Source organism: Pseudomonas sp. FW300-N1A1, assembly GCF_058789115.1.
Genome location: NZ_JBYTBK010000007.1, coordinates 93,899 through 115,626 on the forward strand (window position 1 = coordinate 93,899; position 21,728 = coordinate 115,626).

General features: G+C 60.4%; 12 protein-coding genes and 3 pseudogenes. 9 read left to right on the top strand and 6 right to left on the bottom strand.

What is annotated here, in order from left to right; all coding sequences use genetic code 11:
* The first annotated feature begins 255 nt into the window (after positions 1-255).
* From AC3WQN_RS07805 to msrA, 3 genes are all read left to right on the top strand, one after another.
* On the top strand, positions 256-1,659 hold the full coding sequence (locus tag AC3WQN_RS07805) for an alkaline phosphatase D family protein (protein WP_103398901.1): 1,404 nt from the start codon (positions 256-258) through the stop codon (positions 1,657-1,659).
* A 277-nt stretch (positions 1,660-1,936) separates the two neighbouring features.
* Positions 1,937-4,630 carry a putative bifunctional diguanylate cyclase/phosphodiesterase gene (locus tag AC3WQN_RS07810; protein ID WP_103398900.1) on the top strand — a complete coding sequence of 898 codons (2,694 nt, stop codon included), beginning with the start codon at positions 1,937-1,939 and terminating at the stop codon, positions 4,628-4,630.
* A 70-nt stretch (positions 4,631-4,700) separates the two neighbouring features.
* Positions 4,701-5,351, top strand: a complete 651-nt coding sequence (gene msrA, locus AC3WQN_RS07815; protein WP_103398899.1) for a peptide-methionine (S)-S-oxide reductase MsrA — start codon at positions 4,701-4,703, stop codon at positions 5,349-5,351.
* Between the two features lie 152 nt (positions 5,352-5,503).
* Here msrA and AC3WQN_RS07820 read toward each other — a convergent pair whose 3' ends face one another.
* Entirely contained in the window at positions 5,504-6,340 is an 837-nt protein-coding gene (locus AC3WQN_RS07820; protein WP_103398898.1) for a 23S rRNA (adenine(2030)-N(6))-methyltransferase RlmJ, read from the bottom strand.
* A gap of 191 nt (positions 6,341-6,531) precedes the next feature.
* On the bottom strand, positions 6,532-8,016 hold the full coding sequence (putP, locus tag AC3WQN_RS07825; RefSeq protein WP_103398897.1) for a sodium/proline symporter PutP: 1,485 nt from the start codon (positions 8,014-8,016) through the stop codon (positions 6,532-6,534).
* 460 nt (positions 8,017-8,476) lie between these two features.
* Between putP and putA the strand changes: the two genes are divergently transcribed.
* Positions 8,477-12,430: a trifunctional transcriptional regulator/proline dehydrogenase/L-glutamate gamma-semialdehyde dehydrogenase gene (gene putA / locus AC3WQN_RS07830; RefSeq protein WP_103398896.1), complete on the top strand. Its 3,954-nt coding sequence runs from the start codon at positions 8,477-8,479 to the stop codon at positions 12,428-12,430.
* A gap of 327 nt (positions 12,431-12,757) precedes the next feature.
* Positions 12,758-14,560 (top strand): acyl-CoA dehydrogenase, encoded by a 1,803-nt coding sequence (locus tag AC3WQN_RS07835; protein WP_103398895.1) that lies wholly within the window; start codon positions 12,758-12,760, stop codon positions 14,558-14,560.
* Between the two features lie 48 nt (positions 14,561-14,608).
* Here the strand turns inward: AC3WQN_RS07835 and AC3WQN_RS07840 are convergent, their stop codons facing one another.
* Together AC3WQN_RS07840 and AC3WQN_RS07845 are read right to left on the bottom strand one after the other, a co-directional pair.
* Complete coding sequence (locus AC3WQN_RS07840; protein WP_492606938.1) at positions 14,609-15,454, bottom strand: methyl-accepting chemotaxis protein; 846 nt, start codon at positions 15,452-15,454, stop codon at positions 14,609-14,611.
* Between the two features lie 21 nt (positions 15,455-15,475).
* Positions 15,476-16,546, bottom strand: a pseudogene (locus tag AC3WQN_RS07845) (HAMP domain-containing protein); the annotation flags it as partial.
* A 244-nt stretch (positions 16,547-16,790) separates the two neighbouring features.
* On the opposite strand from AC3WQN_RS07845, the gene AC3WQN_RS07850 reads away from it, so the two are divergent.
* Positions 16,791-17,141 (top strand): hypothetical protein, encoded by a 351-nt coding sequence (locus tag AC3WQN_RS07850; protein WP_103398893.1) that lies wholly within the window; start codon positions 16,791-16,793, stop codon positions 17,139-17,141.
* Positions 17,142-17,225: 84 nt separating this feature from the next.
* On the opposite strand, the gene AC3WQN_RS07855 is transcribed toward AC3WQN_RS07850, so the two are convergent.
* Both AC3WQN_RS07855 and AC3WQN_RS07860 read right to left on the bottom strand, forming a co-directional pair.
* Positions 17,226-17,528, bottom strand: a complete 303-nt coding sequence (locus AC3WQN_RS07855) for a cell division protein ZapA (protein WP_095078080.1) — start codon at positions 17,526-17,528, stop codon at positions 17,226-17,228.
* Positions 17,525-17,755: a hypothetical protein gene (locus AC3WQN_RS07860; protein ID WP_103398892.1), complete on the bottom strand. Its 231-nt coding sequence runs from the start codon at positions 17,753-17,755 to the stop codon at positions 17,525-17,527. Before AC3WQN_RS07860 ends, AC3WQN_RS07855 begins: the two co-directional genes overlap by 4 nt.
* A gap of 345 nt (positions 17,756-18,100) precedes the next feature.
* Here AC3WQN_RS07860 and AC3WQN_RS07865 point away from each other — a divergent pair.
* The 3 genes and pseudogenes from AC3WQN_RS07865 to AC3WQN_RS07875 all read left to right on the top strand — a co-directional run.
* Positions 18,101-18,757: pseudogene (locus AC3WQN_RS07865) on the top strand (MCP four helix bundle domain-containing protein); the annotation flags it as partial.
* 303 nt (positions 18,758-19,060) lie between these two features.
* Positions 19,061-19,660 (top strand): annotated as a pseudogene (locus AC3WQN_RS07870) (methyl-accepting chemotaxis protein); the annotation flags it as partial.
* Between the two features lie 300 nt (positions 19,661-19,960).
* Positions 19,961-21,703: a potassium/proton antiporter gene (locus tag AC3WQN_RS07875; protein WP_095078077.1), complete on the top strand. Its 1,743-nt coding sequence runs from the start codon at positions 19,961-19,963 to the stop codon at positions 21,701-21,703.
* Positions 21,704-21,728 lie beyond the last annotated feature (25 nt).

A 21,728-nucleotide genomic window follows, 5' to 3' on the forward strand; every position in this document is an offset into this window, starting at 1 on the left:
CAACCCCGCCAATTTGGCGGGGCTTTTTTTGCCCGTGAAACACTCCGCCCCGTTATACCCCCGCTAAATATCCGTAACCCTTCCTACTGGCAATAACGCTCAAGACCACAACCGCAGCTTACTCAGAGCACATTCAAGGTCTGCTCGCCCCTCAATATTTATCTTCCTGAGCGCCCTACGATACGTCTCTGGCGAAGCGCATTGATGTTGCTGTTCGCCCCAACTTCCACCGCTGCATTTCGAATGGACTCGAATATGTTCAAGCCTACTGTCGGCCCAATCATTGGCCATACGACAACTCATCACACACGTATATTTTTACGCGGGGACCTGCAAAAAAAAGACTCGGTATTTGCCGCGATACGTTATCGCCGTATCGGCGATACACAGTGGTCCAGTGGCATATTTGCCGAACTCGACCCACTCCGCGACCTGTCGAATGTCATCGCACTCCACCACTTGCACGCCGACACTCACTATGAATACCAAGCAGGCTGGTTCGGCACCGACGGTACAAAACCGTCACCGGAAGCCCTGCGGCAAATGCCATTGCAATGGCCCAAGGAGGTTTATCGCTTTCACACCACGTCCAGCGAGATCACCACACCTAGAAGCTACATCGTCGGCTCTTGTCGCTATTTGCGCATGACGCTGGGGGTCCCGTCATTACCGTCAAAGGGCGACAAGATTTTTGGTGCCATCAATCGCCTGGTACAAAAATCCTGGCCTCCGGTCAGTGCCCTGATCATGACAGGTGATCAGGTATACGTAGATGACATGAACCTTGTCAGCCCTGATCGCGAGTACCGCGAGATACTCGACAAGTATCGCGCGGCCTTTTCTCAACCGCATATCCAGGCATTAATGGCATCCGTACCGACTTACATGATCCTGGACGATCATGAAATAGAGGATAACTGGCCCGCCAAAGCCAACAGCAATGACGCCGCGCTTTATCGCAATGCCATGGCGGCGTATGAAATCTATCAAGCCAGCCACAGCCCCGCGCATGAGTCGCTCACAGAGGGGCAACCCGCTCTCGAACTGAAACATTACTGGTACCGGTTTGCGCAAGGGGATACCGAGTGGTTCGTGACGGACAGCCGAACCCGGCGCAACCTCGCGGTCGATGATCGACGCATCCTCGATGCAGACCAGGAGCAAGCTCTGCTCGAGTGGCTGATCAATAGCCCGGCGCGGGTCAAATTCCTGGTCACCAGTGTCATGTTCTACCCAGACAGTAAAAGCGATGACGGCGATGCCTGGAAAGCCTTCCCCGAGCAGCGCCTGCGAATCCTGGAGACCATCCGCATCCATAAAATCAAGAATGTCGTCATCGTATCGGGTGACGTTCATGGCTCGATGACCAGCCGCCTGCGATACAGCGAAGACCCGGACTTCGAGGTGCACACCATCGTCTCGTCACCCTTTTGCAATAGCGCATGGCTGCCCTATGCCAAAGCGTCGAACTTCATCCTTGATCAGCCACTGGTGCAAACCGCGACAGGCGACTATCGCCTTGAATTGACGAGCAAGGTGATCAGCCAGGACAACTTCGCCCACCTGACGGTCGACGTCGAGAAGATTCGCGTGGAGTACCGGGACTCGAACGGTGACTATTTGGATGCTGTAAACCTGGCGCTGCACATTCCTCTCTAACGCCAGAGCCTCTACAGGGTCCGGCTTGCTGGCGAACAGGACCGCGCGATCCGTCAGGCATCCCGCCTTCACTGGCAAGTCGGAGCGCCACACCATGGCGCCTGCATCTGCATGCACCCGCTCCTACAGAAATCCACTCTTGTGCCGATACAGACCTATAGCACTTAGCCTTCATCTTCTATTGTCAGTCAGTGCTGCATCATGCAACCTTGCCGCAGACAACAGTACAGAGGGCGTGAGCCCGGCGCGTTCAGCACTTTCGAAGCGAGTTTCTTTCATGAAAAGCCATCCCGATGCCACCAGCCGTATGGTGGCCGAGGTAGTGACGCAGTTGCCAGTGCCCTCGCGGCTCGGCATGCTGCGTTTCGAACGGCTGAATGAAGCAAGCTGGGCCCTGCTGTTTCTCGACCCCAACTGCGAACGCCAGTTCGGTTTGCCCGCTGTCGAGCTCTGCGCTCTGGTTGGCTCGCCCTACGCGAGCCTGATGGAGCCCGAAGCCCGCTATCAATTGCACGACACCATCCAGCAGCAACTGACACAAAGCCCCCATTACCTGATCCGGTACACCCTCCACACCGCCCAAGGCTCCTTGAGCCTGCTTGAACTGGGTGAGGCCTACAAACAGCACAATCGCCACCTGCTACGTGGCTATCTGCTGGTGGTCGACGGCCTGTTCGAAAACAACACGCTACTGTCGGCACTCGACCTGGAAACCCAGAACTCGCGCCTGCAAATCGCCCTGGAGCTGAACCAGCGCGCCCAGCAGGAGCAACTGCTGCACCTGAAGCGCGTACGCGCCCAGCAGGACTTGATCCTGCTGCTCACGCGACAGCGCTACAGCAGCGGCAATTCGTTGCAGGAAGCGGCCCAACTGATCACCCGCAGCGCCTGCGACATCTACCAGATAGACAGCGCAAGCCTGTGGAACCTTGAAGGCCAGCACCTGGTACCGGTTTCCGCCTACCACCGCGCCTCCCAGGAGTACCGGTTACCCGAGGTGATCGACGTCAGCAGCTTCCCTGATTATCTGGAAGCCCTGCACACCAGCCGCGCCATCGACGCCCATAATGCGATGCGCGACCCACGCACCCGGGAAATGGCCGAGAGCCTGCGCCCGCGCGACGTCAACGCCATGCTCGACGCCAGCATCCGCGTCGACGGCCACGTGGTGGGCGTGCTCTGCCTGGAACAGACAGGCGTGACCCGCGCCTGGCAATCGGACGAGATTGCCTTCGCCGGGGAGCTGGCCGACCAGTTCGCCCAGGTCATCAACAACCACAATCGCCGCACGGCCACCAGCGCCCTGCACCTGTTCCAGCGTGCGGTGGAACAGAGCGCCAACGCCTTTTTGCTGGTCAACCGCGACGGCGTGGTCGAGTACGTCAACCCAAGTTTCACGGCCATCACCCAGTACAGCACCGAAGAAGTCCACGGCCATCGCCTGTCGGAACTGCCGGCGCTGGAAAACCTCAGCGAACTGCTGTTCGACGCGCCCTCGAGCCTGGCCAAGAGCAACAGCTGGCAAGGTGAGTTCAGAAGCCGGCGCAAGAACCTGGAACCCTATTGGGGCCAGCTGTCGATCTCCAAGGTGTACGGCGACAACCGCGAACTGACTCACTACATCGGCATCTACGAAGACATCACCCAGACCAAGCTCGCTCAACAACGCATCGAGCGCCTGGCCTACACCGACAACCTGACCAACCTGGGCAATCGCCCGGCGTTCATTCGCAACCTCGACGAGCGTTTTGCCCGCGACAGCGACAGCCCGATCTGCCTGTTGCTGGTGGACATCGACAACTTCAAGCGGATCAACGACAGCCTCGGCCACCAGACCGGCGACAAGTTGCTGATCAGCCTGGCGCGACGCTTGCGCAACAGTCTGAGCCCGAGTGGCAGCCTGGCGCGTTTCGCCAGCAATGAGTTTGCGGTGCTACTGGACGACACCCACCTGAATGTCGGCCAACAAATTGCCAGCCAGCTGCTGATGACGCTGGATAAACCGATGTTCGTCGACAACCAGTTGATCAGCGTCACCGGCTCCGTGGGCGTGGCCTGCGCGCCTTTGCACGGCCGCGACCCACAGACCCTGATGCGCAATGCCGGGCTGGCCCTGCACAAGGCCAAGGCCAATGGCAAACATCAGGTCCAGGTCTTCACCGAAGCGTTGAATGCCGAGGCCAGCTACAAGCTGTTCGTGGAAAACAACCTGCGCCGTGCGCTGACGCAAAATGAACTGGACGTGTTCTACCAGCCCAAGCTGTGCCTGCGCACTGGCCGCTTGCTGGGGATGGAAGCGCTGTTACGTTGGGACCATCCGGAAAAGGGCATGATTCGTCCGGATCAGTTCATCAGCGTCGCCGAAGAGACCGGACTGATCATCCCCATCGGCAAATGGATCGCCCGACAAGCCTGCCGCATGAGCAAAGCCCTGACCGCTGCCGGCCTGGGCAACCTGCAGGTGGCGATCAACCTGTCACCCAAGCAATTCTCCGACCCGGACCTGGTGTCGTCGATCGCCGGCATTCTCAAGGACGAACAACTGCCCGCCCAACTGCTGGAGCTGGAACTGACGGAAGGCCTGCTGCTGGAGGCCACCGAAGACACCCACTTGCAACTCGACCAACTCAAGCGCCTGGGCCTTACCCTGGCCATGGACGACTTCGGCACCGGCTACTCGTCGCTCAGCTACCTGAAGAAATTCCCGATCGACATCATCAAGATCGATCGCAGCTTCATTCATGAAATCCCGGACAATCAGGACGACATGGAAATCACCTCCGCCGTGATCGCCATGGCCCACAACCTGAAGCTCAAAGTAGTCGCCGAAGGCATCGAGACCGCCGAACAGCTGGCGTTCCTGCGTCGCCACCGCTGCGACGTCGGCCAGGGCTACCTGTTCGACCGGCCGATCCCGGGCGCCAAGCTGATCGAGAAGCTCAAACGCTATCCACGCGGCCCAAACGCCTGACAGCGCTGTAACACTCGGGCACACTGACACTCTACTTATCGACATCCCCAACCTGACTGGAGGACCGATCATGGTCTTGCGTTCGGAAATTCTGGTGAACAAAAACGTGCTCCCTACTAAAGAACAAGCTCTGCCCGGCCGCGAATCCCCGATCACCGTGCCGGAGAAACACTTCGTCAATAAGGACCAGTACATGCTCGGTCCATTCATTGGCAATGTGGAGTTCGCGATCTTCGGCCTGGGCTGTTTCTGGGGTGCGGAACGTAAGTTCTGGCAGCGCGAAGGCGTCGTGAGCACGGCGGTGGGCTATGCCGGCGGCTTCACACCAAACCCGACCTACGAAGAAGTCTGCTCGGGCCTGACCGGCCACACTGAAGTGGTGTTGGTGGTGTATGACCAGGACCAGATCAGCTACAAGGAACTGCTGGCCATGTTCTGGGAACTGCACAACCCGACGCAGGGCATGCGCCAAGGCAACGACATCGGCACCCAGTACCGCTCGGTGATCTATGCCGTCAAACCTGAGCAACTGGAAGAGGCGAAAGCCAGTGAGGCGGTGTTCCAGGCGGAACTGACCAAGGCCGGCCTGGGCAGCATCACCACCGAGATCGAAGAAGCCCCGACCTTCTACTACGCCGAGGCCTACCACCAGCAGTACCTGGCGAAGAACCCCGAGGGGTATTGCGGGATTGGCGGTACAGGCGTGACCTGCCCGATCTAATGGATGAACACAGTACCTGTGGCGAGGGAGCTTGCTCCCGCTGGGGCGCGAAGCGGCCCTAAAATCGGCGACAACGTTCTTTCAGATAGAACCTACATACCGATTTTACGACTGCTTCGCAGCCGAGCGGGAGCAAGCTCCCTCGCCACACATTATTCGGCAATCAACCAATCCATCTGCCAGCCGCCCTGGGTCTGGCCGAGCTTCTTCGACAGCCACGGCAGCAGTTCGCGCAGCTCCTCTTCCAGCCCCCATGGCGGATTGGCAATGGCCATTCCGGAGCCATTCAGGCTGTTGGGCGTATCCAGCGGATGCACCAGCAGTTCCACGCGCAACAGCTTCGGCGCGCCCGAACCGGCCAGGTCCTGATAGAAGCGACGCAACATCCGCTGGTCCTTGACCGGGTACCAGATCGCTACCACCGACTGCCGCATCCGGCCAATCGCCTCCTTCAGGGAAGCCGCGCAGCGCTGCATCTCATCGAGCTTCTCGAACGGCGGATCGATCAGCATCAACCCACGCTTCTCGGGTACCGGCAACAATGCACGCGGAACATGCCAGCCTTCGCCAAGGTGCACCTTGACCCGGCGATCGCCCTTCATGTTGTCCTTGAGCAGCAAGCCGTCTTCCGGGTGTTTCTCGTTGAGCAGTACCCTGTCTTGCGGGCGGGTCAGGCGTCGCGCCAGCTCTGGCGAACCCGGGTAGTAACGCAACTGGCCATCCGGGTTCATTTCATGCAGCACCTGCATGTAGTCCGCCGTCAGCAGCGGCAGATCCGGCTCGCCCCACAAGCGTGCGATACCTTCCAGATACTCACCGGTACGGCTGGCCTGGTCACCCTGCAAGTCATACAGACCAATGCCGGCGTGGGTGTCGAGATAGGCAAACGGCTGTTCCTTGCGCGACATCAAGGCGATGAGGCGGGTCAAAGTCAGATGTTTGAACACGTCGGCGTGATTGCCGGCGTGGAAGGCGTGACGATAATTCATGGCTGCTCCTGCGAAGGAGGCGAAGTTTACCCTGTACCGCGCCCAGCGTCAGGGGTTCGCAGCCGAGCGGGCCCCGGGACGCCGCCCAGGCTGGTATCCGCCGGGCGAGCCGGCACAAAAAAACGGCCCGCATCCAGTTGGCTGCGGGCCGTTCTTTTGTCAGTGATTGATCAGGGCATTCGCCCTTCCCATCACTTGTTCAGGTGGAAATCTTTCTCGGCGGCGGCGAAACGCTGCAGCATGCCGGCCGTTGGCTCACCCATCTTGCTGACCAGGAAAATGGCCAGGCTGGCGAAGATGAAGCCCGGGATGATTTCGTACAGGCCCAGCAGTTCGAAATGCTTCCAGACGATCACGGTGAGAGCACCGACCACGATACCGGCCAGAGCGCCGTTACGGGTCATGCCTTTCCACAGTACCGAGATCAGCACAACCGGACCGAAGGCAGCACCGAAGCCGGCCCAGGCGTAGCTGACCAGACCCAGTACGCGGTTTTCCGGGTTGGCGGCCATCACGATGGCAACCAGTGCTACGGCCAGCACCATGGCACGACCGATCCACACCAGCTCAAGCTGGGAAGCGTTCTTGCGCAGGAAAGCCTTGTAGAAGTCTTCGGTCAGGGCGCTCGAGCACACCAGCAACTGGCAGCTCAGGGTGCTCATCACGGCAGCCAGAATGGCCGACAGCAGCACACCGGCGATCCATGGGTTGAACAGGATCTTGGCCAGTTCGATGAACACACGCTCGTGGTTCTCACTGACTGGCATCGCCATGGCCGGGTTGGCCGAGAAGTAGGCAATACCGAAGAAACCAACGGCAACGGTACCGCCCAGGCACAGGATCATCCAGGTCATGGAGATACGACGGGCATTGGCAATCGACTTCACCGAATCCGCCGCCATGAAGCGCGCCAGGATATGCGGCTGGCCGAAGTAGCCCAGGCCCCAGCCCATCAGCGAGATGATGCCGATGAAGGTAGTGCCTTTGAGCATGTTGAAGTTGTCGGGGTTCTGCGCTTCGATCGCCAGGAACGTGGTGTCGACGCCGCCGGTGGCCAGCAGCACGATGATCGGCGTCAGCAACAGGGCGAAGATCATCAGCGTGGCTTGCACGGTGTCAGTCCAGCTCACCGCCAGGAAACCACCCACGAAGGTGTAAGCAATCGTTGCCGCAGCACCCGCCCACAGCGCGGTCTCGTAGGACATGCCGAAGGTGCTTTCGAACAGACGAGCGCCCGCCACGATGCCGGAGGCGCAATAGATGGTGAAGAACACCAGAATCACGACGGCCGAGATAATGCGCAGCAAGCCGCTCTTGTCTTCAAAACGGCTGGAGAAGTAGTCCGGCAGTGTCAGCGCGTCACCGTTGTGCTCGGTCTGTACTCGCAGACGACCGGCTACGAACAGCCAGTTCAGGTAGGCACCGATGACCAGGCCGATGGCGATCCAGCTTTCAGACAGGCCAGACATGTAGATGGCACCCGGCAGGCCCATCAACAACCAGCCACTCATGTCGGAAGCGCCGGCGGAGAGCGCGGTCACGACGCTGCCCAGGCTACGGCCACCCAGAATGTAGTCGGAGAGGTTGTTGGTGGAGCGATAGGCCATGAAGCCGATCAGCACCATTGCTGCGATGTAGATCACAAACGTGATCAAGGTTGGATTGCTAGCACTCATTGAGTTACGCCCTGGCTTTGTTTTTATGTAGCGGCGGTCTGCTGAACCGCCGCCAAACGATTACGTTTGAAAGACGATCGGGTAATCCGCGCATTTATGACTGATGTTTCCCCAGGAAAGCCATCAGCCGATGAACTGTCTCGTGGACGGTTGCACCTTGGGCGCGAATCCTATTCAACAAAGCAAATAAGGTGCAACCAGTTTCGCCCGAATAAGTTGCACCTAGTCGGAAATATTTTTTAGGTAAGGGTTTCTTGCTCCTTTTCGGAGCAAGAAACATCGCCAACCAAGACAAATAGCACCAAGCAGGAGCAGCACCCGCGTGCCAGAATTTATTTCCTGACGAGTTGCCTGTTTTTCCGGCAAAAAAAGGTTGCACCCGGTTGCACCTCTTTCGGCGCACGGCTAATCTTGCCGCCAGCTGATGCCACGCAGTCGTGGCAAACATGAGGATAAAAATATGGCTACCACCACCCTTGGGGTCAAACTCGACGACCCGACCCGCGAACGCCTCAAGGCCGCCGCGACCTCGATTGATCGCACGCCACACTGGTTGATCAAGCAGGCGATTTTCAATTACCTGGAAAAACTCGAGGGTGGTGCAACCCTGACCGAACTCAATGGTTCGGTCCGTCCTGAGCTGGATGAAGGCACCGACATTCAAGTCGACCATGCGCACCAGTGCTTCCTTGAATTCGCTGAGAGCATCCTGCCGCAATCGGTATTGCGTGCTGCGATCACCGCCGCCTACCGTCGTCCGGAGCCGGAAGTGGTGCCGATGCTGCTGGAGCAGGCTCGCCTGCCGGCACCAATGGCCGAGGCCACCAACAAGCTGGCCGCCTCGATTGCTGAAAAACTGCGCAATCAGAAGAGCGCCGGTGGCCGTGCCGGCATCGTGCAGGGCCTGCTGCAGGAATTCTCCCTGTCGTCCCAGGAAGGCGTGGCACTGATGTGCCTGGCCGAAGCGCTGCTGCGTATCCCGGACAAGGGCACTCGTGACGCCCTGATTCGCGACAAGATCAGTACCGGCAACTGGCAGCCGCACCTGGGCAACAGCCCGTCGCTGTTCGTCAACGCCGCGACCTGGGGCCTGCTGCTGACCGGCAAGCTGGTCTCCACCCATAACGAAGCAGGCTTGACCTCGTCCCTGAGCCGCATCATCGGCAAGAGCGGCGAGCCGATGATCCGCAAGGGCGTCGACATGGCCATGCGCCTGATGGGCGAGCAGTTCGTGACCGGCGAAACCATCGCCGAAGCCCTGGCCAACGCCAGCAAATTTGAAGCCAAAGGCTTCCGCTACTCCTACGACATGCTCGGTGAAGCTGCACTGACCGAGCATGACGCGCAGAAATACCTCGCGTCCTACGAGCAAGCCATTCACTCGATCGGCAAGGCGTCCCACGGTCGTGGCATTTATGAAGGCCCGGGCATCTCGATCAAGCTGTCGGCCCTGCACCCGCGTTACAGCCGTGCCCAGTACGAGCGCGTGATGGACGAGCTGTACCCGCGCCTGCTGTCGCTGACCCTGCTGGCCAAGCAATACGACATCGGCCTGAACATCGACGCCGAAGAAGCCGACCGCCTGGAGCTGTCGCTGGATCTGCTGGAGCGCCTGTGCTTCGAGCCGCAACTGAGCGGCTGGAACGGTATCGGTTTCGTGATCCAGGCGTACCAGAAGCGTTGCCCGTACGTGATCGACTACGTGATCGACCTGGCTCGCCGCAGCCGTCATCGCCTGATGATCCGCCTGGTAAAAGGCGCCTACTGGGACAGCGAAATCAAGCGTGCCCAGGTCGAAGGCCTGGAAGGCTATCCGGTCTACACCCGCAAGGTGTACACCGACGTTTCCTACATCGCTTGCGCGCGCAAACTGCTGTCGGTACCGGAAGTCATCTACCCGCAGTTCGCCACGCACAACGCCCACACCCTGTCAGCCATCTACCATATCGCCGGGCAGAACTACTACCCGGGCCAGTACGAGTTCCAGTGCCTGCACGGCATGGGTGAACCGCTGTACGAACAGGTTGTAGGCAAGGTTTCCGAGGGCAAGCTGAACCGTCCGTGCCGCGTGTACGCACCGGTCGGCACCCATGAAACCCTTCTGGCGTACCTGGTACGTCGCCTGCTGGAAAACGGCGCGAACACCTCGTTCGTCAACCGTATCGCCGACCAGTCGATCTCCATTCAGGAACTGGTAGCCGACCCGGTGAACCAGATCGAGCAGATGGCCACGCTGGAAGGCGGCTTCGGCCTGCCGCACCCGCGCATTCCACTGCCACGCGACCTGTACGGCAGCGAACGCGCCAACTCCAGCGGCATCGACATGGCCAACGAACACCGCCTGGCCTCCTTGTCTTGCGCCCTGCTGGCCAGCGCCCACAACAACTGGAAAGCCGCGCCGATGCTCGGTTGCGCCTCCAGCACTGAAACGCCTGTGCCGGTGTTGAATCCGTCGGACCTGCGTGACGTGGTCGGCCATGTACAGGAAGCGACCGTCGAAGACGTCGACAACGCCATCCAGTGCGCCTTGAACGCTGCTCCGATCTGGCAGGCCACCCCGCCAGCCGAACGCGCCGCGATCCTGGAACGTGCCGCCGACCTGATGGAAGCCGAGATCCAGCCGCTGATGGGCCTGTTGGCTCGCGAAGCCGGCAAGACCTTCGCCAACGCCATCGCCGAAGTGCGTGAAGCCGTGGACTTCCTGCGTTACTACGCCGTACAGGCCCGCAACGATTTCACCAACGACGCGCACCGTCCACTGGGCCCAGTGGTGTGCATCAGCCCGTGGAACTTCCCGCTGGCAATTTTCAGCGGTCAAGTCGCCGCCGCACTGGCCGCCGGTAACCCGGTCCTGGCCAAACCGGCCGAACAGACCCCACTGGTGGCGGCGCAAGCCGTGCGCTTGCTGCTCGAGGCCGGGATCCCGGAAGGCGTGCTGCAACTGCTGCCGGGCCGTGGCGAAACCGTGGGTGCCGGCCTGGTCGGCGACGATCGCGTCAAAGGCGTGATGTTCACCGGCTCTACCGAAGTCGCGCGCTTGCTGCAACGCAACATCGCCGGCCGCCTGGACTCCCAGGGCCGTCCAATCCCACTGATCGCCGAAACCGGCGGCCAGAACGCAATGATCGTCGACTCCTCGGCGCTGACCGAACAAGTGGTCATCGACGTGGTTTCGTCGGCCTTCGACAGCGCCGGCCAGCGTTGCTCGGCCCTGCGCGTACTGTGCCTGCAGGAAGATTCGGCAGACCGCGTGATCGAAATGCTCAAGGGCGCCATGGCTGAATGCCGTCTCGGCAACCCGGAGCGCCTGTCCGTGGACATCGGCCCGGTGATCGACGCCGAAGCCAAGACGGGCATCGAGAAACACATCCAGGGCATGCGCGACAAAGGTCGCAACGTGTACCAGGTCGCGATCGCCAATGCCGAAGAAATCAAACGCGGCACCTTCGTCATGCCCACCCTGATCGAGCTGGAAAGCTTCGACGAACTGCAACGCGAGATCTTTGGTCCGGTGCTGCACGTGGTGCGCTACAAGCGTAAAGAAATCGATCAACTGATCGAGCAGATCAACGCTTCCGGCTATGGCCTGACGCTGGGCGTGCACACGCGCATCGACGAGACCATCGCCAAGGTGATCGACAACGTCAACGCCGGTAACGTCTACGTCAACCGCAACATCGTGGGTGCCGTGGTCGGCGTGCAACCGTTCGGCGGCGAAGGCCTGTCGGGCACCGGCCCGAAAGCCGGTGGTCCGCTGTACCTGTACCGCCTGCTGTCGACCCGCCCTGGCGACGCCATCGAGCAATCCTTTGCCCGTGCCGACGCCGAAACCGCGCCGGACGTCCGTCTGCGTGATGCCATGAGCAAGCCGCTGACCGCCCTGCAAGCCTGGGCCGACAGCCACAAGCTCAGCGACTTGAGCGCCCTGTGCGTGAAGTTCGCCGCGCAATCGCAAAGCGGTATCACCCGCGTGTTGGCTGGCCCGACCGGCGAGCGCAACAGCTATGCCATCCTGCCGCGCGAACACGTGCTGTGCCTGGCGGAAATCGAAAGCGACCTGCTGACCCAACTGGCTGCGGTACTGGCCGTGGGTGGCTCGGCAGTCGTGCCGGAAAATGAGCTGAGCAAGGCACTGCTGGCGCGCCTGCCAAAAGACGTGCAAGCACGCATCAAGCTGGTCGCTGACTGGACCAAGGACGAAGTGGTCATCGATGCGGTACTGCATCACGGCCACTCCGACCAGTTGCGCGCGGTCTGCCAGCAAGTGGCAACCCGTGCCGGCGCCATCGTCGGGGTTCACGGCCAGGCGCCGGGCGAAACCGGTATTGCGCTGGAGCGTCTGGTGATCGAGCGCGCGCTGAGCGTCAACACCGCAGCGGCCGGCGGTAACGCCAGCCTGATGACGATCGGCTAAACCGCGATACGTTAGCTGTACAAAATGGGCGCCCTCACCGGCGCCTATTTTTTTTCCTGACGCTGATGATTCCGTGGCGAGGGAGCTTGCTCCCGCTCGGGTGCGCAGCAGCCGCCCGTGGATCGGCGCGGTTTATCTGAAATAACCGGATTACAGCATTCAGGGCCACTTCGCAGCCCAGCGAGAGCAAGCTCCCTCGCCACAGGTAATGTTCGCCGCAAACTTTCCGCTGTTGTGTTTTACCCCTCTATCACCCAAATCAATCATCCTGTTCACTCCGCCCTTCCCACGCCTAGACTCGGCCTATTCCAAAACAGGTAGGCCGCCATGTCCGAGACGCTGCTCAGTTCCCGCAATCTGGCTTTCGAGCTGTACGAAGTCCTCGACGCCGAGGGCCTGACCCAGCGTGAGCGTTTTGCCGAGCACAACCGCGAGACCTTCGACGCCGCCATTGGCACCGCCCGCAGCATCGCCGAGAAGTTCTTCGCCCCGCACAACCGCAAGGGCGACGAGAACGAGCCGCGCTATGAAAACGGTCAGGCGATTCTGATTCCGGAAGTGAAACCCGCCGTGGATGCCTTTCTCGAAGCCGGCTTTCTCAACGCTGCACGCAGCTTCGAGGCGGGCGGCATGCAGTTGCCGACGCTGTTGTCGCAAGCCTGCTTCGCGCACTTCCAGGCAGCCAACGCGGCGACGACTTCCTATCCATTCCTGACCATGGGCGCCGCCAACCTGATCGAGAGTTTCGGCACCGAGGAGCAGAAACGACGCTTCCTGCAACCGATGATCGACGGCCGTTTCTTCGGCACCATGGCCCTGACCGAGCCCCACGCCGGTTCGTCGCTGTCGGACATCCGCACCCGTGCTGAACCGGCTGCAGACGGCACCTATCGACTCAAGGGCAACAAGATCTTCATCTCCGGCGGCGACCATCCGCTGTCGGAAAACATCGTGCACATGGTGCTGGCCAAACTGCCGGACGCACCCGCCGGGGTAAAGGGCATCTCCCTGTTTATCGTGCCCAAGTTCCTGGTCAACGACGATGGCAGCCTGGGCCAGCGTAACGACGTGCTGCTGGCCGGGCTGTTCCACAAGATGGGCTGGCGCGGCACCACCTCCACCGCGCTGAACTTCGGCGACAACGGCGAGTGTGTCGGCTACCTCGTGGGCCAGCCGCATCAAGGCCTGAGCTGTATGTTCCAGATGATGAACGAGGCGCGAATCGGCGTCGGCATGGGCGCGGTGATGCTCGGTTACGCCGGCTACCTGTACTCGCTGGAATATGCCCGCGAACGTCCGCAGGGCCGCCTGCCGGACAGCAAGGACCCGAACACCGCACCGGTGTCGATCATCCAGCACGCCGACGTCAAACGCATGCTGCTGACCCAGAAGGCCTACGTCGAAGGCTCGTTCGACCTTGGCCTATACGCGGCGCGGCTGTTCGATGACACCACGACGCTAGGGACCGAAGCCGAACGCAAGCAGGCCCATGAATTGCTGGACCTGCTGACGCCAATCGTCAAATCCTGGCCGTCGGAGTTCTGCCTGAAGGCCAACGAACTGGCGATCCAGATCCTCGGCGGCCACGGCTACACCCGCGAATACCCGGTAGAGCAGTACTACCGCGACAACCGCCTGAACCCGATCCACGAAGGCACCCATGGCATTCAGTCATTGGACTTGCTGGGGCGCAAACTGGCGCAAAACGGCGGAGCCGGGCTCAAACAGTTGATCCGCTTGATCGCCGACACCGTCGAACGGGCCCACGCCCATGAATCGCTGACCCCATTGCGCGAACCGCTGGAGAGACTGGTGGCGCGCCTGCAAACCGTGACCATCGGCCTGTTGACCGATCTGGCCAAGGGCAAGGTCAACGGCAGCCTCGCCAACTCGGCGCTGTACCTCAAGGCGTTCGGCCACACGGTGATCGGCTGGCGCTGGCTGGAACAGGCGATCCGCGCCGAGGAAGGCTTGGCCAAGGGTAAAGCCGCGGATGTGAGCTTCTATAAAGGCAAGCTGCAAGCAGCGCGCTACTTCCTGACCTGGGAAGTGCCGGCTTGCCATCATGAGCTGGCGATTCTCGAGGCACGGGATGATGTGTGCCTGGGCATGCAGGATGAGTGGTTCTGACCCCAAGTATTTGTAGTGCTGCTTAGATCCATTCGCGCAGACGCCATATCAGCTCAGCTTGAACCCACCCATCTGCCGCGCCAGGTCATCCGCCAGCCGCTGCAACGTCTGGCAATCCTCACGGCAAGCCCTGACCTCCCCCGCCGTCGCCCGGGCCAGATCGGAAATACCCTGCACGTTGCGATTGATCTCTTCAGTCACCGCCGACTGCTCTTCGGTGGCCGTCGCCACTTGATGGTTCATGTCGCTGATGTGTTCAACCTGCCCGGTAATCGCCGTCAGTGAGGCGCCCGTGCGCTGGCTCGACTCGACACCGGTGCCGGTTGCGGCCTGTCCGGACTGCATCGACGACACCGCATTCTCCGCCCCCTGCTTGAGGCTGCCGATCATCTGCTGGATCTCATCGGTAGAGGATTGCGTACGCCGCGCCAGCGTGCGCACTTCATCGGCCACCACGGCAAAACCACGGCCCATGTCGCCAGCCCGCGCTGCCTCAATGGCGGCATTGAGCGCCAGCAAGTTGGTCTGCTCGGAGATCCCACGGATCACCGCCAGCACCTGGTCGATAGACGCCACCTGAGTCGCCAGTTCGCCCACGGTCTGGGCGGCAATGCCGATTTCGTCGGACATGCTTTCGATATGGCGGATCGAGCCGCCGACCACTTCGCGGGCCTGCAAGGCTTCATCTCGGGCTGTCTGCGAAGCGACCGCCGCATTGCCGGCGTTCTGGGCGATTTCCTGTACGGTCAGGCCCATTTCATGCACTGCCGTGGCGACCATGTCGGTCATTTCCTGCTGCCGACCGGAGCGTTGCGCCGTGTTTTCCACCACCAGCGCCACCTGCCCGACAGCTGTGCGCAAGCGTTCGCTGGTGGCCAGCACGTCGCCGATCATGCCGCGCTGGTTTTCCAGGAAGCGATTGAAGCCGCGGGCCAGGTCACCCAGCTCATCGGCGCGACTGGCGTCCAGCCTGTGTGTCAAATCGCCACCACCGCTACCAATCGCTACCAGCGCCGCTGTTACTTGACGAATTGGTCGCACCAGCCCACGGGCCAGCAACACCACCAGCAACAGGCACACCAGTGCCACCGCCAGGCCGATACCGCTGCTCATCCACATGGCGCGACGCGCCTCCGCGTAGATTTGCGACTGTGGCACTTCGGCCACCAGGGTCCAACCGAGATCGCGAAGGGGCAGGCTCAACGCCAGGAAATCTTCGCCATCGCGGACAAAGCTGCTGCTGGTGGCGGATTTTTGACCCATGACCGCTTGCGCCGCCGCAGCGCCAACCTGCTCGCTCAGGGTGCGTTTCCCGCTGAATTGCGCCTCGGGGTGAACCTGGATCAAACCGTCCGCGCGCACCAGATAGACCTTGCCGCGCTCACCAAAGCTGAAATCGTGAATCAACTCCGACAGTTCTTTCATGCTCAGGCCCAACCCGGCAACGCCCACGACTTTACCGGCCTGCTCGACCTTGAGGTCGATGAACAGCGCCAATTCTCCGGTGGCCGTGTCATTGTCGATATTGAGGGTGCGGGGCTGGTTGCTGTCCATGAACGAATAGAACCAGGCGTCGGCGGGATTGGAGCGGCTAAGGGTGCGATCCAGGCCTTTTTCAGTGATGTAGTGGTTCGACGCGGCGCCGATGATTAGCGCGGTGAACGCCTTGTGTTCGGCGCGAATGCCTTCCAGATACTGCGCGAAGGTCGCCGTCCGGACACTGTTTTCACCTTCGGCCAGCCAGTCGCGCACCATGCTGTTGCTGGCGATGTCCTTGGCGGCGGTGAGCGGCTGAACCAGAATCCGCTCGATGTCGTTGCGCATCGCCTCGATGCTCGACGGCAGCGCTTGCTCGACCAGATAGCGCTGGGCGAGGTTGTTGACCACCAGGGTATAAATGCCGACCACGATCAGAATACTGACCAGCAGGGCGGTGCCCATACTGAGGATCAACTGCCATTGAATACTGCGTCGCCAGAACTGCATGGAGCACCCCTCAAAGAGTAAGAGGCAAAAACACTGCAACAGCCATGCCGTTTGTATACAAAACAATGCGTAAACCGCGTCAATCAATAAGCATTTCCTACGACAAACCGTGGCATGGTCCAACCATCAACAGCGCCCCTATCACAAAAACCAGCCTGGGAACCTATCAGGTCAGATAGGTCACAGCGCGGTGAGTAAGGCGTAGATTTCGCTGCTTCAAGCACATAAACAAGGAGTACACGTTATGAACACACTTGCATCAGCGAAAGGAGATGTATTAGTCGGCGAGAGCATATCCAGCTTTCAGAGCATGCTGCAGAACGTTCAAGTGGGCGACACAGTGCAGCACAACGGGGATGAATTATCCGTCGTCACGAAAACGTTCAAACTAAAGGATTTCGGCTTCCTGATCGAGATTTCGATCGGGGAAGTTACGTTGGTGTCGGAGCAGACCGTCAACTTCGAGGAAATGCTCTGGATGATTCAAGCTGGCAATATCCTGGTGCAGGATGGAGGTCCCCGCATCGTGCGAGAAAAACTGTTCCTCAAATCTGGAGCTGGGTACTCTCCATCGATCTACCTCATGATGCCCTGACAGGGCTGAACGCTTCACTTGAGCGCTCTCGGGTAGATCGAGAGCGCTCTGATTAAACAGACTTGAGCCCAGCGAGCGCTGACGTCAACCCTGGTTGATCGTCTTGGCGATCACTTCAACCGTGGCGCTGACTTGCTCTTGGTAACGGTCGAGTTCCTGCTGGTGGCGCTTTTGCATTTCCAACTGCTGCGAACACAGGTTCATCGCCGTCAGCACCAGCAGTTTGTCCCCGATCAGGGTCGGGTATTTCTTTTTGGTCTCAGCCAGCACCGCTTTCAACATGAGCGCGGCGTCCAGCAGGGTCTGCTCTTCCCCGGCCGGCGCCTTGATCGAATAGTCTTCTCCAAGAATCGAGACGACTTTTACCCCATCGGCACCCTGTCTCATGCGTTCACAGGACCTGCGCTCACACGCTCAACCAAGGCTTGAATGCGCGCGACGGTGGCACCCTGCTTTTCTTCCTGTTCCATCAGGCTCAGTTGCAGGCTTTCGTTTTCGTCCTTGGCCTGGGCCAGCTCTGCACTCAGGGCTTGATGGGCGGTCTGCAGGTCCTGGTTCTGTTGCACCAGATCGCTGACCAGTTGTTCCAATTGACTCAGGGTTGCTTCCAACATTTTTGATTTTCCGGGCATTTTCAAAGGGCGCGTACGATAAAGAAAAGTCACCACTGGCGCCAGGGTTATTGCGGCGCAAAGCCTTGATTTTCCTGGCGGCAACTTTGCTTGCGAGTGCTAAAGACTGCGATTGGCCGGTCAGGTTCCTGACAGCTCGTCAGCGCATGCGGATCTGCGGCAAAAGCACGCAGCGACTCAAGACTTTAGTCGTATGACCGATAAGTCATGCATACCCCTTCTCAGCCCTCGTGCCCGTGCGCGTCTGTTTGGTAAAAAACCATGTCTCTACGCTCTATGAACATCGCCCCCCGGGCGTTCGCCGGCTTTGCCCTGATTGGCACGCTGATGTTGATTCTCGGTGTATTCGCCCTGAACCAGATGAGCAAGATTCGCGGGGCCGCCGAAGACATTACCCAGAACAGCGTACCGAGCATCAAGAGCCTCGATGAGTTCACCCAACTGACATTGCGTCTGCGGGTGCTGTCTTACCGCTTGCTGATCAACCGCGAAGCAGACACCCAACAACAGACGCTCGCCCTGCTCGACCAACGCAACCAGCAGATCCGCGAGGCCCAGACGGGCTACGAGAAGTTGATCTCCAGCCCGCAGGAGCGCGCAGCCTACGATCAGTATGTGACGTTGCTGGGCCAGTACCGCCAACTTGAAGAGCGCATGAAGACGCTGTCGCGCAACAATCAGGTCAGCGAACTGCAAACTCTGCTCAACACCGAACTGCTGAACAACTCCGAAGCAGTCAACGCGGTGCTCAACCGGTTGCTGGAAATCAACACCCAGGGGAGCCTCGACACCAATCGGCAAGCCGCCGACCAGTACGCTTCGGCGTTCAACCTGGTAGTCGCCCTGTTAGTGGTCGCCACTGCCCTGACCCTGCTCTTCGCCTGGTTGCTGACCAACAGCATCACTCAGCCGATCGCCAAGGCCCTGAACGCCGCCGAAGCCATCGCCGAAGGCAACCTGACGCGCCCGATCACGGTCGACGGTACTGACGAAGCCGGTCGCCTGTTGCTGGCGATGTCGAAGATGCAGGAAAAACTGCGCGATACCCTGCAACGTATCTCCGGTTCCGCGACTCAGTTGGCCTCCGCTGCCGAAGAGCTCAACAGCGTGACCGACGAAAGTGCCCGTGGCCTGACCCAGCAGAACAACGAAATCGAGCAGGCCGCCACGGCAGTCAATGAAATGACCAGCGCCGTCGAAGAAGTGGCACGTAACGCGGTCAGCACCTCCGAGGCCTCGAAAAACGCCACCGCCTCTGCGGGTGACGGTCGTGACCTGGTGCAGGAAACCGTGAGCGCCATCGAGCGCATGAGTGGCGATGTGCAAAGCACCGCCACCCTGATCGGCAACCTGGCCGAGGAGTCGCGTGATATCGGCAAGGTGCTGGACGTGATTCGCGGCCTGGCCGACCAGACCAACCTGCTGGCACTCAACGCCGCCATCGAAGCCGCGCGCGCCGGTGAAGCCGGTCGTGGTTTTGCGGTCGTCGCCGACGAAGTGCGTGCGCTGGCGCATCGCACCCAGCAATCGACCAGCGAAATCGAACGCATGATCGGCAGCATCCAGAGCGGCACCGAACACGCCGTCGATTCGATGCGCAACAGCACTGAACGCGCCGAATCGACGCTGAACATCGCCCGTGGTGCCGGCCTGTCGCTGGACACCATCAACAGTGCCATTGTCGAGATCAACGAACGCAACCTGGTAATTGCCAGCGCGGCAGAGGAACAGGCCCAGGTGGCCCGTGAAGTCGACCGCAACCTGGTGAACATCCGCGATCTGTCGATACAGTCCGCCACCGGTGCCAACCAGACCAGTGCCGCCAGCAACGAACTCTCGCGCCTGGCGGTGGACCTGAACACCATGGTTGGGCGGTTCAACCTGTAACAGTCACCGATCACACTGTGGCGAGGGAGCAAGCTCCCGTCGACCGGTCCGCGCTCGAGCGGAGCAGCCGCATAACCTGCGTACAGGTTTTGCCTGAAACTCCGCGACGTTGGCTTTGGGGCAGCTGCGCGTCCCAGCGGGAGCAAGCTCCCTCGCCACAGTGATCACATGCCTGGCCCGCTGGGTATTACGTGCGTCAAAAGCTTTTTGACAGCATCACATTTCAACAGGTTAGAATCGCTGGCACGCACACTGCATGGTCCGTTTGCGCCCGCCTTTCTGCTTTCTGGAGTACTGCCTTTGAATGCGACGACCATCAACAGCCTGTTCTTGATCGGCGCGTTGCTGGTAGGTGCGAGCATTCTGGTGAGCTCACTTTCTTCCCGCCTGGGTATCCCGATTCTGGTGATCATCCTGGCAGTGGGAATGGCTGCCGGCGTCGATGGCGCCGGCATCATCTTTGACAACTACCCCACGGCGTATCTGGTCGGCAACCTGGCCCTGGCCGTGATCCTGCTCGACGGCGGGTTACGCACTCGGGTCTCGAGCTTTCGCGTGGCGTTATGGCCGGCCTTATCGCTGGCCACGGTCGGGGTGCTGATTACCACCGGGCTGACCGGCATGGCGGCGGCATGGTTGTTCGACCTGAACCTGATTCAGGGCCTGCTGATCGGCGCCATTGTCGGCTCGACAGACGCCGCGGCGGTGTTCTCCCTGCTCGGCGGCAAAGGCCTGAACGAACGGGTGACCGCCAGCCTGGAAATCGAATCCGGCAGCAACGACCCGATGGCGGTGTTTCTCACCGTTACGCTGATCGACATGCTTGCCAGTGGCCAGACCGGCCTGCACTGGAGCCTGCTGACACACCTGCTGCGTGAATTCGGTATCGGTGGCCTGATTGGCCTGGGCGGTGGTTGGCTGATGTTGCAAATGGTCAACCGCATCCATTTGGCCGCCGGCTTGTACCCGATTCTGGTCATCGCCGGTGGCCTGGTGGTCTTTGCCCTGACTAACGCCCTGCACGGTAGCGGCTTCCTGGCGGTGTACCTGTGCGGCCTGGTGATCGGCAACTGCCCGGTGCGCAGCCGTCACGGCATTCTGCATATGCTCGACGGCATGGCGTGGCTGGCGCAGATCGGCATGTTCCTGGTGCTGGGGCTGCTGGTGACGCCCCACGACTTGCTGCCGATTGCCCTGCCGGCCCTGGGGCTGGCGTTGTGGATGATTCTGTTTGCCAGGCCCCTGTCGGTGATTGTCGGCCTGCTGCCATTCAAAGCGTTTCATGGCCGTGAAAAAGTCTTTATTTCCTGGGTCGGCCTGCGCGGCGCGGTCCCGATCATTCTGGCGGTGTTCCCGCTGATGGCCGGCCTGCCGAATGCCCAGCTGTACTTCAACCTCGCGTTCTTTATCGTACTGGTATCGCTGCTGGTGCAAGGTACAAGCCTGCCGTGGGTCGCCAAGCTGCTGAAAGTGACGGTTCCGCCAGAGCCCGCGCCCATCTCCCGCGCCGCGCTGGAAGTGCATGTCACCAGCGAGTGGGAGTTGTTCGTTTATCGCCTGGGTGCCGAGAAATGGTGCATCGGCGCAGCCCTTCGCGAGCTGAAAATGCCCGAGGGCACCCGTATCGCGGCACTGTTTCGCGGCCAGCAACTGCTCCACCCGTCGGGTAGTACGGTGCTTGAAGTCGGCGATTTGCTCTGTGTCATTGGCCATGAACACAACCTGCCGGCCCTGGGAAAACTCTTCAGCCAGGCGCCACAACGGGGCCTCGACTTGCGCTTCTTCGGCGACTTCGTCCTGGAAGGCGACGCCCAGCTGGGCGCGGTTTCCGCGCTATACGGGCTGCAACTCGAAGGGGTCGATCCGGACATGCCCCTGGGGCGCTTCATTACCCAGAAAGTCGGGGGCGCGCCCGTGGTCGGTGACCAGGTGGAATGGAACAACACCATCTGGACGGTGGCGGTCATGGAAGGGAACAAGATTGCCAAAGTGGGCGTCAGATTCCCCGAAGGAAGTCGCCCAGGTCCCGGGTTGTTCCTCTAAACTCTTTTTTTCGCTACGTTCTCGA

What these genes read in the sequence shown, in the direction of transcription:
- AC3WQN_RS07835 (WP_103398895.1), top strand. Translation starts at nt 12,758, where the DNA reads ATGTCCGAGACGCTGCTCAGTTCCCGCAATCTGGCTTTCGAGCTGTAC.
- AC3WQN_RS07860 (WP_103398892.1), bottom strand. Translation starts at nt 17,755, where the DNA reads ATGTTGGAAGCAACCCTGAGTCAATTGGAACAACTGGTCAGCGATCTG.
- AC3WQN_RS07850 (WP_103398893.1), top strand. Translation starts at nt 16,791, where the DNA reads ATGAACACACTTGCATCAGCGAAAGGAGATGTATTAGTCGGCGAGAGC.
- AC3WQN_RS07820 (WP_103398898.1), bottom strand. Translation starts at nt 6,340, where the DNA reads ATGAATTATCGTCACGCCTTCCACGCCGGCAATCACGCCGACGTGTTC.
- AC3WQN_RS07840 (WP_492606938.1), bottom strand. Translation starts at nt 15,454, where the DNA reads ATGATCGGCGACGTGCTGGCCACCAGCGAACGCTTGCGCACAGCTGTC.
- AC3WQN_RS07805 (WP_103398901.1), top strand. Translation starts at nt 256, where the DNA reads ATGTTCAAGCCTACTGTCGGCCCAATCATTGGCCATACGACAACTCAT.
- AC3WQN_RS07855 (WP_095078080.1), bottom strand. Translation starts at nt 17,528, where the DNA reads ATGAGACAGGGTGCCGATGGGGTAAAAGTCGTCTCGATTCTTGGAGAA.
- putP (WP_103398897.1), bottom strand. Translation starts at nt 8,016, where the DNA reads ATGAGTGCTAGCAATCCAACCTTGATCACGTTTGTGATCTACATCGCA.
- AC3WQN_RS07810 (WP_103398900.1), top strand. Translation starts at nt 1,937, where the DNA reads ATGAAAAGCCATCCCGATGCCACCAGCCGTATGGTGGCCGAGGTAGTG.
- msrA (WP_103398899.1), top strand. Translation starts at nt 4,701, where the DNA reads ATGGTCTTGCGTTCGGAAATTCTGGTGAACAAAAACGTGCTCCCTACT.
- putA (WP_103398896.1), top strand. Translation starts at nt 8,477, where the DNA reads ATGGCTACCACCACCCTTGGGGTCAAACTCGACGACCCGACCCGCGAA.